The following is a 13,012-nucleotide window of genomic DNA, read 5'->3' as shown; positions in this document are numbered from 1 at the left end:
ATAATAAAACTGTTGTATTCAACGAACTGTATTTTTATGCGAATTATCTATTTTTTTTGATGGAAATCGAGCATGCAGAGTGATACAATATTCAAAGTTATTGCGTACTGGTATGACGCTGTATCGTTGTTTTTAGAAACCATATAACGAGATGAAATTAGACAAGCTTAGACCATAGGAGGAAATTGTAATGTCAGTCACACAAAAGTCGGTTGAACAGCTTTCTATCGATACGATCCGTACACTTGCGATCGATTCCATCGAGAAAGCGAAATCAGGTCACCCTGGTATGCCAATGGGCGCTGCTCCAATGGGCTATCAATTATTTGCAAAAAATATGAAGCATAATCCATCGAACCCTACTTGGGTAAACCGTGATCGTTTTGTTTTGTCTGCGGGTCATGGCTCTATGCTGCTTTACAGCTTGCTTCACCTCTCCGGCTATGATGTGCCTATGGAAGAATTGAAAAACTTCCGTCAATGGGGCTCCCTAACACCAGGACACCCTGAGTTTGGCCACACGGCTGGCGTTGATGCAACAACGGGTCCACTTGGACAAGGTATCGCTATGGCGGTTGGCATGGCAATTGCGGAAGCACAGCTGGGCGCTACTTACAATAAAGAAGGCCACGAGCTTATTAACCACTTCACCTACTCCATTTGCGGCGACGGCGACTTGATGGAAGGTGTCTCTCATGAAGCTGCATCCTTCGCAGGCCACCTGCAGCTCGGCAAATTGGTCGTTCTATATGATTCCAACGATATTTCGCTTGATGGCGAATTGAGCCTTTCTTATTCCGAGAGCGTTCAAAAACGTTTTGAAGGCTACGGCTGGCAAGTGCTTCGCGTAGAAGATGGAAACGATCTAGATGCTTTGTCCAAAGCCGTTGCTGAGGCGCAAGCAGATCTATCCAAACCAACTTTAATCGAAGTAAAAACAGTAATCGGCTACGGCAGCCCGAACAAAGGCGGCAAAGGCGGACATGCTGGTCCTCATGGATCACCGCTTGGTGCTGATGAGACAAAATTGACGAAACAAGCTTACGGTTGGTCTGAAGAGCTTCAGTTCCACGTGCCTGACGAAGTTCGCGCTCACTTTGCAGATGTGAAAAGCAGCGGCGAGCAAGCAAATGCACAGTGGGATGCAAGCCTCGCAGCTTATAAAGAAGCTTTCCCTGAGCTTGCAGCTCAGTTCGAGCTTGCTATCTCTGGCGCAATGCCTGAGGGCTGGGACGCTGACCTTCCAGCATACACAACTGCGGACAACGCGGTTTCAACTCGTGTAGCTTCAGGAAATGCACTTAACGGTCTTGCGAAAAACGTTCCGACTATTTTCGGAGGATCTGCTGACCTTGAGAGCTCGACAATGACTCATCTGAAAGGTTTGACACAATTCAAACCAGGCAGCTACGATGGCCGCAATCTTTATTATGGCGTACGTGAATTCGGTATGGCTGCTGCCATGAACGGTATTGCTCTTCACAGTGGTTTGAAAGTATTCGGCGGTACGTTCTTCGTATTCACAGATTACCTTCGTCCTGCTGTTCGTCTTGCTGCATTGATGAAGCTGCCTGTTGTTTATGTATTGACGCATGACAGTATCGCAGTTGGCGAAGACGGTCCTACACATGAGCCGATTGAACAGCTTGCTTCGATCCGCATTATTCCTGATCTAACGGTTATCCGTCCAGCTGATGGCAACGAGACTTCCGCAGCATGGGCTTATGCTGTAGAGAACACTGGCAACCCGGTAGCGCTTGTGCTTACTCGCCAAAACTTGCCGATTCTTGAAGGCACAGTGAACGGTGTTCATGAGAACCTGCGCCGCGGCGCATACGTTGTATCTGATGCAGCAGATGGCAAGCCGCAAGCACAAATTCTTGCAACGGGCTCCGAGGTTCAACTTGCTGTAGCAGCTCAAAAAGCTCTTGCAGAAGAGGGCATTCAAGTACGTGTTGTCAGCATGCCAAGCTGGGATTTGTTCGAGAAGCAATCGAAGGAATACAAAAATTCCGTCATTCTTCCTGAAGTTAAAGCCCGCCTTGCGATTGAAATGGCTCATCCATTTGGCTGGGAGCGTTACACAGGAGATCAAGGCGATATTCTTGCTATCGACCGTTTCGGCGCATCAGCACCTGGCGATCGCGTAATCAAAGAGTATGGCTTTACGGTCGAAAACGTTGTTAGCAAAGTGAAAGCATTGCTGTAATAGCTTGTTCAACAGATCATCAAAGCTTTAGCATCCGATATATAAGGGAGATTACGTCTACGATGTCTCAATTCGAAAATGTATCGATCGTCAAGAAGGCAAATGTTTACTTCGACGGTAAAGTAACAAGCCGTGCTGTATTGTTCGCTGACGGCACCAAAAAAACACTCGGCATCATGCTGCCGGGTGACTATGAGTTTGGAACAGACTGCGTTGAAATCATGGAAATTTTGGCTGGCGATTTGAAGGTGCTTCTGCCTGGTGAAACCGAGTGGCTGCACATTCAAGGCGAAGGCGAATTCACTGTGCCTGCGAAYACAAAATTCAAGCTTCAGGTTGCTGAAGTTTCGGACTATTGCTGCTCGTATATTTACGAGTAAGCACTAAATATTGAAAAAAGGGCTTCTTCGCTTCGGCGAAGAAGCCCTTTTTTTGTTCGTTCGCAGCATTGACTTATAATATTCGTTATTTCGTGACAAAACTTGTTCAAAGCGAATTGTTTTGAGGTGTAGAATCGGATAAAGTTAATTTATATGCACCGTATTCCATGACTGGAGGATTTTTTGGATGAAAGAAAGAAACTATACACCGCTCATATCGATCTTAACCATCGTCCTTGTCGGGCTGATAGCTGTTTTGTTTTTTCTGCCGGCGTACGAGGGAGAAATTCACTTTGACGTAACGATTTTGCCATTGCTGAATGCGATTTTTAACTGCTTTACTTTTATTGCACTCTGCATAGCGCTAACGGCGATTATGAAAAAAAATGTTCGGATGCACCGTGCGTTCATCAGCGCTGCATTTGTCTCCACAACGTTGTTCCTAATTTCCTATGTAGCGTATCATTATCTAACGGAATCAACGAAATACGGAGGAGAAGGCATTCTTCGCTCGATTTATTTCTTCATCCTCATTACACACATCCTGCTAGCGATTGTTGTCGTTCCTCTAGCCCTAATATCGGTTGTACGCGGGCTGCAGATGAAAGTGGAGAAGCATCGAAAAATTGCTAGATGGACGATGCCGATTTGGCTGTATGTAAGTCTTACTGGCGTAATTGTTTACTTAATGATCTCGCCATATTATTAAGCAGTATTTCAATGAAAAAGGGGTTGTCCACAGTGATTCATACACGCGGACAACCCCTTTTTAAATTAATCCAGTCCGCTAAGCTTGCGGCCGATCCATTGCTCGTAAGCTTGGCCTACGCTCGACATATCAAGCTGGCTTAGTCCCATTGCATCACCAATTTGGAATAGGCTCTTCGTTGCTTCCAGCAGAGGAGTCGGCACATGCAGACTGTCCGAGAGGGCAGAGGATAACCTTAAATCCTTTAACATCAGCTCGAGCGAAAATTGAACGTCGTAATTGCCTTCAAGCAGCTTTGGTCCCTTCATTTCAGCTGCCCTGCTTGCTGCACCGCCAGATTGAACGAGCTCGACGAACGAGCTGCCGTCAATGCCACCGCTTGCTGCTATCGCCATGCCTTCTGCAAGTGCCACAACGTTGATGCCAACAATCGTATTGTGGGCGAGCTTGGCAATGGAGCCGCTGCCGCTTGGGCCCATTGGAATGACTTTACGTCCCATAGCGAGCAAAACGTCTTGGACTTCTTCAATCTTGCCTGCATCGCCGCCAGCCATAAATACGAGTGTACCGCCTTCAGCGGCTGGCTTGCTGCCTGTAACCGGCGCATCTAGGAATACTGATCCAATAGTATCCGCCGCTGCGGCAAGCTCCTTAGCAAGCGTTGGAGATATCGTGCTGCTGTCAATTAGCGTAATGCCTGCGCGAGCACCTGCAAAAATACCGTTTTCGCCAAAGTAAACTTCACGGATTGCAGCATCATTACTAATCATTGTAATGACGATTTGTGCAGCACGCGCAACGTCAGCCGGTGATTCAAGCTCGGAGGCACCTAAGGCGAGCAAGGACTCTGCTTTGCCAGGAGTTCGATTATAAACGACAACTTCAAATCCTTTGCGCAATAAATTAGCAGCCATTCCCATTCCCATTACGCCTAACCCGATAAATCCGATCTTCTTCATAATCATATCCTCCACTTTGAATCGATTTTTGTTTAATTATACAGACACTTCATTAATTTTTCATCGTTTGTTGCTTGTTTTTATAAGGCAAATCCGATATTGTAGATGCTAAGTTGAAAAGCATTTTCAGGTGTAGAAGCCACATTGGTTTACAACATTCTAGGAGGTTTCCATTTACATGAGCAAAACAGTTCAGTTTGACTACAGCAAGGCTTTAGCATTCGTTGGCCAGCATGAAATCGATTATTTGACAGAATCCGTTCGTCTCGCACACGAGCAATTACATAACGGAACAGGTACAGGATCAGATTACCTTGGTTGGATCGATCTTCCGACTAACTACGATAAAGAAGAGTTCGCTCGCATTCAAAAGGCTGCTGAGAAGATCAAATCGGATTCCGAAGTTCTAATCGTTATCGGTATCGGTGGATCTTACCTTGGTGCACGTGCAGCTATTGAGGCGCTGTCGCACTCGTTCTACAATATTTTGCCAAAAGAACAACGTAAAACACCGCAAGTTTTGTTTGCCGGCAACAACATTAGCTCGACTTATGTGACTCACCTTTTGCAATTGGTTGAAGGCCGCGACTGGTCGATTAATGTAATTTCGAAGTCAGGCACGACAACTGAGCCTGCGATTGCATTCCGCGTATTCCGTGCTGCACTTGAGAAACAATACGGCAAAGAAGAAGCGCGCAAACGCATTTACGCAACGACAGACAGCGAGAAGGGCGCACTGAAGAAGCTTTCCTCTGAGGAAGGTTATGAATCGTTTATTATTCCTGACGATGTTGGCGGTCGCTACTCCGTGCTTACAGCAGTAGGCTTGCTGCCAATTGCAGCTGCAGGCATCAATATCGAATCCATTATGCAAGGTGCAGCAGACGCATCCAAAGAATACAGCAACCCTAATCTTGCAGAAAACGAAGCTTACCAATATGCAGCAGCACGCAACGCGCTGTACCGCAAAGGTAAAGTGACTGAAATTCTCGTTAACTACGAGCCATCGCTTCACTTCGTTTCCGAGTGGTGGAAACAGCTGTTTGGCGAAAGCGAAGGCAAAGACTTCAAAGGAATCTTCCCAGCAGCTGTAGATTTCTCAACAGACCTGCACTCGATGGGCCAGTTTATCCAAGAGGGTAACCGCAATATTTTTGAAACTGTTATTCAAGTTCAAGAAGTGTCTGAGCATATCGCTATCGAACACGATGCAGCGGATCTTGATGGCCTCAACTTCTTGACTGGAAAAACAATGGATTTCGTTAATAAGAAGGCTTTTGAAGGAACGCTTCTTGCTCATACGGATGGACAAGTTCCGAACTTTATCGTCAACATCAAAGACATGACGCCATACACATTCGGCTATCTTGTGTATTTCTTCGAAAAAGCATGCGGAATCAGCGGTTACCTGATGGGTGTTAATCCATTTGACCAACCGGGTGTTGAAGCATACAAAAAGAACATGTTCGCTTTGCTTGGCAAACCGGGCTTCGAGAAAGAAAAAGCCGAGCTGGAAGCAAGGCTGTAATCAACCGGCTTGAACGGTATACGGGAGTCATAGCCTATGCTTGAGAAGTATAGAACAGTCAGGTCGCAGGCTAGCGCAGAGATCGTCATCAAAAAGTCGCGTTTCATCGGGTATGCGAAGCCAGTGGAAACCGAAGAGGAAGCCGTTGCATTCATCAATGAGATTAAGCAGCTGCATAAGCAGGCGACCCATAACTGCTCGGCTTATATGGTGGGTGAGCGAGACCAGTTTCAGAAGGCATCGGATGATGGTGAGCCAAGCGGTACAGCGGGCAAGCCGATTCTCGAGGTTATCAAGCATAAGGGGCTTAAAAATGTAGCTGTCGTTGTGACGCGATATTTTGGAGGCATTATGCTCGGAGCAGGCGGACTCGTTAGAGCTTATACGGATGGTGCTGTAGCTGGCATTGAAGCAGCAGATGAAATCGTCAATGTGCTTCACCGCGAAGTATTTGTTGATGTGGACTACACTTGGTATGGCAAGCTGGAAAATGAGCTTCATACGAAGGGAACACGCGTTGGCGGGACGGATTTCACCGATCGAGTCAACGTGCGCTGCCTGCCGGAAGAGCCTGAAGCAGATACTTTTATCGCTTGGGTAACCGATCTGACACAAGGACAAGCGATCCTCTCTGAAGGAGAAAAGGTCTATTATATTGAAGGCGAATAAGAAGAAGAGGAGTATCGGCTTAGGCTGATACTCCTCTTCTTTGTACTCAGAGGCTTGTATAATAAACAATCATAAGAAAAAGCTATAAAAGCAATAAGAATTTCCAAATTTATTATTGACTTAATCCCAGTTTGGATGCTACATTATCAATACCTAGTATCTTAATAGGAATTATGTTTTTAATTGTTTTGTTACACCTACGGCACGAGCCGATGGTCTGGAGGTAAAGTCACAGTGAATGCTTTGTTTCGTGGTAAAGGGTGGAGTTTTGGTTTTCGAAGCACCATAATGCTTTATTTTGTCATCTTAATTATTTTACCAATCGTTGGCATTTACACGCAATCATTTTCGCTTGGATGGACCCCTTTCTGGGAAAGCGTATCCGATCCACTGGCTTGGAAAGCGGTGCTGCTTACAGTAAAGTTGGCTGTTATCGCAACGATACTCAATATGTTTTTGGGGACGATGATCGGATGGGTGCTTATTCGTTACCGTTTTCCCGGACGTCGTTTGCTCAACAGTCTAGTTGACTTGCCGTTTGCATTACCTACAGCAGTAGGCGGACTTATGATCTTGCTTCTGCTAGGGCCTAATAGTTTAGTAGGCGGCCTAGCCCAAAAGATTGGCATCGAAATCGTGTTCCATGAGCCGGCAATTGTTGTCGCTATGCTGTTCGTTACCTTTCCTTTTGTTATTCGTGCCATTCAGCCTTTACTTGAGGAAATGGATAAATCAGAGGAAGAAGCAGCCTATACGCTAGGCGCAACGCGCGCGAAAACGTTTTTTAGCGTTATTTTTCCTACGATGCTGCCAGGAATTTTGAGCGGCGCTATGCTGGCTTTCTCCCGCGGAATTGCGGAGTTTGGCGCAGTTGTGCTCGTTGCAGGCAATATTCCAGGCAAGACGTTAATTGCCTCCGTTTATATTTTTGGAGAAATTGAAAGCAGTAATCCGCAGGGAGCCGCCGCTGTATCGGTGCTGCTGCTCACGCTATCCTTCCTCATCTTATGGACGGTCAACCTCATTCAAGGCAGGAGGGGCGACCTATGATGAGAAGATTGTGGATTACATTAACTTATATTATTTTTGGATTGCTGCTCATCGCGCCATTGATCAAAATCTTTACAGGCTCTTGGGCAGATGGCTGGAGCGGCTTTATAGAAGGCATTACTAGGCCGCAGTCGCTGCATGCTCTTATGATGACGGGAATTATCGTTGTTGTCGTTACAGCCTTAAATACGTTGTTTGGCATTATGCTAGCAATGTATCTCGTCCGGGCCGAATGGATTGGGAAAAGGATGAAGCGGCTGCTTAACAGCTTAGTCGATTTGCCCTTTGCGGTATCACCAGTTATCGGCGGTTTGATGATCGTTCTTATTTTGGGACCTAATACAATTATCGGTGCATTGTTTGAGGATGCGGGCTTCAAAATCGTCTATGCGCTGCCAGGGATGATCTTAGCGACATTGTTCGTCACATTCCCGCTAATGGTACGCGAGGTTATGCCCGTGCTGCAGGAGATTGGAGCACAGCAGGAGGAAGCGGCATCAACGCTCGGCGCTTATTCCTGGTACACGTTCTGGAAAGTAACTTGGCCATCGATTCGGTGGGGTGTTATCTACGGCGTAGTATTGACTGTTGCACGGTCACTGGGAGAATTCGGAGCTGTACTCGTCGTCTCCGGCAATATTATGAATAAAACACAAACAGCCACTACACTCGTTTATCAAGATGTTGAAAATTTTAACGTTGTTGCCGCCAATGGCGTGGCTCTAGTTCTTGCGGCATTTTCAGTTGGACTGCTGCTGCTAATGGAATGGGCGAAAAAACGAAAGGAAGTGCATTAAGCCATGCATATTGAAGTACGGAACTTGAATAAAAACTTTGGCGATTTTCATGCAGTGAAGGATGTAAGCTTTGAAATCGAAAAAGGTCATCTGATCGGCTTGCTCGGACCGAGCGGCGGTGGTAAAACGTCCATACTTCGAATGCTGGCGGGGCTCGAGTCTCCTTCCTCAGGCGATATTCTGTTCCACGGCAAACGTGTGAATGATCTTCCGCCGCAGGAGCGCGGCATCGGTTTCGTATTTCAAAACTATGCGCTCTTCAAGCATATGACCGTATATGACAATATCGCATTTGGCTTAAAGGTGAAGAAGCAATCGAAGGAGCAAATTCGCGAGCGCGTTATGTACTTGGTAGAGCTTACGGGGCTAAAAGGTTTCGAGCATCGTTACGCCCATCAGCTGTCAGGAGGCCAACGCCAACGTGTTGCTTTCGCTAGAGCGCTCGCGCCTGAGCCGCAGCTGCTGCTCCTCGATGAGCCGTTTGCTGCTATCGATGCGAAGATCCGGACCGAGCTTCGCACATGGCTTAAAGAAATGATTGAGCGTGTCGGCATCACATCGATTTTCGTTACGCATGATCAAGAGGAAGCGATTGAAGTTGCCGATGAGATCATGATTATAAGCAAAGGCAAGTTAGAGCAAAAAGGCAGCCCATGGGACATTTACAAAAATCCAGAGACACCGTTTGTAGCAAGCTTTATTGGCGAATCTACTATTGTAGACAATATCGCGGAGCTTAAAGGTTTTGAGGATGCAGCGAGCCGTCCGGGCACTAAAGCACTTATCCGGCCTGAATATATTGAGATTGGCAAACCGGGCGAGATCAAGCTGGCTTCAGCTACGCTTGCCGGTAAAGTAAAACAGCTGCATTTCCGCGGCAGCGAGTGGATGGTTGAGCTGCTTGTTGGCGATACGAAGCTGATTACGTACCGTTCGCTGGAGCAAGAAGTGCTTCATCCCGGAGATGAGGTAAGGGTACTCGTCCATCGGGCTTATTTATTCAATGACAACGAAAGCTGGATTGCGGAAAATAAGCTGAAGGTTGACCCCATGCCTATTCATATTTAACCAATATGCTACGTAGAAAGAGTTGTATGCGAATATGAAAATCAATCTGGTAACAAGTCAGCGCATGCTCGTGCTGCTGCTTGCTGCGGTTATGCTGATCGTATCGGCAGGCTGCAGTAAAGAGGAGCAGACGAGTAACCATGCGGCTGGGTCTACCGTACAGGACGGCGATGTTACACTTGTAATCGGTGCGTATTCGGTAGTGAAGGATGCTTTCGCGGATTTGCTGCCTGCATTCCAAAAGTATTGGCTGCAGGAAACCGGGCAAAAGGTCGTATTTCAGGAATCGTATGAGGCTTCAGGCACGCAAGCCAGGGCGATCGCTGGAGGTTTTGAAGCCGACGTTGCCGTGTTAGCTATGGAAGGTGATCTCGACAAAATAGCGAAGGCGGGTTTCATTACGCATGACTGGAAGGCACAGAGCAATAATGGCATGATCACGAACTCCATCGTTGTATTGGGGACTCGTACCGGCAATCCGCTCGGAATTAAGGATTGGAATGACTTAACACGCGAGGGTGTGAAGGTGCTGTATCCGAATCCGAAAACTTCCGGCGGCGCTCAGTGGGACATTAACGCCATATATGGCGCTGGCCTTAAGCAGTCAGAGGAGCAGACGGGTACAAAGGATGCCGAATATGCGAAGCATTTTCTAAAAGCAGTCCATGCCAATGTGGAATCGCTTGATAAGAGCGGTCGCGCATCGATGGCAGCCTTCGAATATGGTGTAGGCGATGTCATCGTCACTTACGAGAATGAGCTGCTCGCTCGAATTAAGAAAGGCGTCAATTATGACATCGTTGTCCCAAAAGACACGATATTAATCGAGAATCCAGCAGCGATCGTGGATAAAAATGCGGATAAGCATGGCGTTCGCAAGGTAGCCGAGGCTTTTATTGCCTTTTTGCAAACGGAGCAGGCACAGCGGCTTTTCGTGGATCATGGATTCCGCTCCGTAGACAAGAAGGTAGCTGAGGGTACGAAAGACCGTTATGTGGTGCCGGAAGGATTGTTTGACATTTCTTACTTAGGCGGCTGGTCTGAGGTTAGAGAAAACCTTTATTCCAAAAAAGGTGTCTGGTATCAAGTACTCGCTGATCTTTAATACGATGTGTGAGGAAAGTTCTTAATAAACCTCTGTGCTTTATGTCTCTCGTTTAAACGAGAGACATAAAGCACAGAGGTTTTTTTGATGAAAGCATGATGCTGCCATCGACTAAACGAAATATGAGCGATTTGTTTACGATTGTTAAAATAAGTCTAAAAGATGCTGGGGAGCAGGCAAAGTTTCCGGGCTTTTTTTGTGCGTAAAGGCACTTCATGGGCCGAACGTACTAAAAATGCTACTCCGCTGCGAATGATGTAGAAACGAGAGAAGCAAGGGCAAGGGGGAGAAATGATGAAAAATACTCAAACATTGAACAAGAAAAAGAAAAGGATTAAATACTTTTTGATCATAAGTATAGCTTTGTTGATCATCGTTGCTTTGGGCGGATGGGGGACATTTCGTTACCTGATCGGCAAGCAGGATATTGGACAGCTTGAGGTGCCGCTGCCGGCAGCTACGATTTTGTATGATCAGCACGGTACGGAAGCCACCCGTATTTCTTTCAATAAAATTGATGAGATTGCCTATGAAGACATACCAAAACATATGGTTGATGCCGTTGTTGCGGTAGAGGACAGACGTTACTTCGAGCACGAAGGAATGGATATGCGGGCAATTAGCCGAGCGATTTGGACAAATATAACATCAGGCGGGACAGTACAGGGCGGAAGCACGATAACACAGCAGCTCGCGAAAAATGTCTTTTTGTCGCAGGAGAGAACCTGGTCGCGGAAGTGGGATGAGCTGCTTTTGGCGAAAAAGATTGAGGAAAGCTACAGCAAAGAGGATATTATGGAGAAGTACCTCAACCAGATCTACTATGGTGATGGAGCATGGGGAATCGATAGAGCGGCGCATACGTATTTTGGCAAGCAGCCAAATCAGCTTAGCGTAGCGGAGGCAGCGTTGCTAGCTGGTCTAATCAAGGCGCCATCCGCCCTAACTCCTTATAAACATCTAGAAAAAGCGATTGATCGAAGAAATGTGGTTCTTCAGCTTATGAAGGATCAAGCGCTAATTAGCGAGGATATATACAATAAGGCCATTCATGAGCCTGTGAAATTACTGAGCGCAAAGCCTAATCGAGTAGATGATATCAACTATCCTTATTATGTGGACCAGATCATTCGTGAGGCRATGACGCAATATGGGTTATCGGAAAATGAAGTGCTGCAGGGCGGACTTCGAATCTATACCGCATTGGATACGAAAATGCAGCAGTCGGCGGAACAGGTGTATGCGAAGGAATCTCTATTCCCAAATAGTGCTGCAGACCAGCTCATTCAAAGCGGTGCTGTTCTGATTGATCCGCGTGACGGCGGAATTCGGGCGATGGTTGGCGGCAGAGGAGAGCAGCCATTTCGCGGCTTTAACCGAGCGACGCAGCTAAGCCGTCAACCAGGCTCAACGATCAAGCCCATCGCTGTATACACGCCTGCGCTGGAGCTTGGCTATAAGCCAAGCGATGATCTAGTTGATGAACCGATCAATATTAACGGCTATGAGCCAAAAAACGCAGACGGCTCCTTTCATGGCAGAGTGTCACTTTATGAAGCGCTTATTAACTCTTACAACATACCTGCTGTGAAGCTGCTTAACGAAATGGGTATTGAAAAAGGAATGGATGCGGCGGCGCGTTTCGGCATTCCTCTGACAGATGAGGATCGCTCGCTGGGGCTTGCGCTCGGCGGTCTTCATGAGGGTGTATCGCCGCTTCAGATGGCCGAAGCTTTTGGCGTATTCGCAAGTGACGGTGTTCGTAATCATGCGCATACCATTACTCGCATCGAATCGGCAGACGGCAGCGTACTGGCTGAATTCAAGCAGAGTGAAGGCAGAGTGAAAGTAACGGAGCCAGAAATTGCCCGAACGATGACAGCTATGTTAGAGGGAGTCATAAAGGATGGGACGGGTACTGCTGCAATGCTTGAAGGCCGCCCAGTTGCAGGGAAATCTGGAACGACACAAATGCTAGGCACGACAGGCTACGGCGCAAAGGACAATTGGTTCGTTGGCTACACTCCGCAGCTTGTAGGCGCGGTGTGGCTTGGGTACGATCAAAGCGACAGCAGCCATTATTTGTCGACGAGCTCAAAGGCTGCGGCTGTTGTCTTTCAAGCTATATTCGCAGATGCATTAAAGGATGAGCCGGTTATACCGTTTCCTAAGGCACCAGACTTTTTGCCGAAGAAGAAGGATAAGGAAAAAGAAAAAAATAATATATCGAACAAAGATGATGATTCTGATAAGAAACGAGATTGGAAAAAGGAAAGGGAAGAAAGAAAAAAACAGAAGGAAAAAGAAAAAGAAAAAGAAAAAGAGAGAAAGAAAGAGAGGCACAAGGATAAAGATAAGGATAAGGATAAAAACTGAGGAATAGGGCGTGATAATGTAAAAGGGAATTGATGGAATAATAACACCAACTAGGGAGGATCAAGTTATTAATAATAGAAGTTTATTCAGGAAAAATGCAATTGTCGGACAACCATTGTATAATGAATAGGCTATTAACTATTTTTTCTATGGTTAATTAAT

11 protein-coding genes are annotated in these 13,012 nt (G+C 46.6%); 10 read left to right on the top strand and 1 reads right to left on the bottom strand.

The genetic code is table 11. From position 1 onward, the window contains the following. Window positions 1-190: 190 nt before the first annotated feature. The 3 genes from tkt to AC1DPK_RS04550 all read left to right on the top strand — a co-directional run bounded on the left by tkt (window position 191) and on the right by AC1DPK_RS04550 (window position 3,298). Window positions 191-2,209, top strand: coding sequence for a transketolase (gene tkt, locus AC1DPK_RS04560; protein ID WP_477509465.1), 2,019 nt, complete (start codon window positions 191-193; stop codon window positions 2,207-2,209). Window positions 2,210-2,271: 62 nt separating this feature from the next. Next, the gene (gene ppnP, locus AC1DPK_RS04555) at window positions 2,272-2,589 is read left to right on the top strand and encodes a pyrimidine/purine nucleoside phosphorylase (protein WP_076271046.1); all 318 of its coding nucleotides are present in this window, start codon (window positions 2,272-2,274) and stop codon (window positions 2,587-2,589) included. 187 nt (window positions 2,590-2,776) lie between these two features. Then, complete coding sequence (locus AC1DPK_RS04550; RefSeq protein ID WP_477509464.1) at window positions 2,777-3,298, top strand: DUF420 domain-containing protein; 522 nt, start codon at window positions 2,777-2,779, stop codon at window positions 3,296-3,298. 65 nt (window positions 3,299-3,363) lie between these two features. Here the strand turns inward: AC1DPK_RS04550 and AC1DPK_RS04545 are convergent, their stop codons facing one another. Further along, window positions 3,364-4,263 (bottom strand): NAD(P)-dependent oxidoreductase, encoded by a 900-nt coding sequence (locus AC1DPK_RS04545; protein ID WP_441879282.1) that lies wholly within the window; start codon window positions 4,261-4,263, stop codon window positions 3,364-3,366. A 172-nt stretch (window positions 4,264-4,435) separates the two neighbouring features. Between AC1DPK_RS04545 and AC1DPK_RS04540 the strand changes: the two genes are divergently transcribed. The 7 genes from AC1DPK_RS04540 to AC1DPK_RS04510 all read left to right on the top strand — a co-directional run bounded on the left by AC1DPK_RS04540 (window position 4,436) and on the right by AC1DPK_RS04510 (window position 12,850). Further along, window positions 4,436-5,785 (top strand): glucose-6-phosphate isomerase, encoded by a 1,350-nt coding sequence (locus AC1DPK_RS04540; RefSeq protein ID WP_076271049.1) that lies wholly within the window; start codon window positions 4,436-4,438, stop codon window positions 5,783-5,785. A 36-nt stretch (window positions 5,786-5,821) separates the two neighbouring features. After that, window positions 5,822-6,454 carry a YigZ family protein gene (locus AC1DPK_RS04535; RefSeq protein ID WP_477509463.1) on the top strand — a complete coding sequence of 211 codons (633 nt, stop codon included), beginning with the start codon at window positions 5,822-5,824 and terminating at the stop codon, window positions 6,452-6,454. A gap of 288 nt (window positions 6,455-6,742) precedes the next feature. Then, the gene (cysT, locus tag AC1DPK_RS04530; RefSeq protein ID WP_430057824.1) at window positions 6,743-7,504 is read left to right on the top strand and encodes a sulfate ABC transporter permease subunit CysT; all 762 of its coding nucleotides are present in this window, start codon (window positions 6,743-6,745) and stop codon (window positions 7,502-7,504) included. Continuing rightward, window positions 7,504-8,301: a sulfate ABC transporter permease gene (locus AC1DPK_RS04525; RefSeq protein ID WP_441879435.1), complete on the top strand. Its 798-nt coding sequence runs from the start codon at window positions 7,504-7,506 to the stop codon at window positions 8,299-8,301. Before cysT ends, AC1DPK_RS04525 begins: the two co-directional genes overlap by 1 nt. 3 nt (window positions 8,302-8,304) lie before the next feature. Beyond that, window positions 8,305-9,369 (top strand): sulfate/molybdate ABC transporter ATP-binding protein, encoded by a 1,065-nt coding sequence (locus AC1DPK_RS04520; RefSeq protein ID WP_076271051.1) that lies wholly within the window; start codon window positions 8,305-8,307, stop codon window positions 9,367-9,369. Window positions 9,370-9,403: 34 nt separating this feature from the next. Further along, window positions 9,404-10,474, top strand: a complete 1,071-nt coding sequence (locus AC1DPK_RS04515) for a sulfate ABC transporter substrate-binding protein (protein WP_477509462.1) — start codon at window positions 9,404-9,406, stop codon at window positions 10,472-10,474. Between the two features lie 291 nt (window positions 10,475-10,765). Continuing rightward, on the top strand, window positions 10,766-12,850 hold the full coding sequence (locus AC1DPK_RS04510) for a transglycosylase domain-containing protein (RefSeq protein ID WP_477509461.1): 2,085 nt from the start codon (window positions 10,766-10,768) through the stop codon (window positions 12,848-12,850). The last annotated feature ends 162 nt before the right edge of the window (window positions 12,851-13,012 follow it).

The sequence above is a fragment of the Paenibacillus sp. 01T424 genome, from assembly GCF_056398745.1.
Note: the sequence above shows the minus strand (reverse complement) of the source record. Positions and strands in the feature narration are given on the sequence as shown.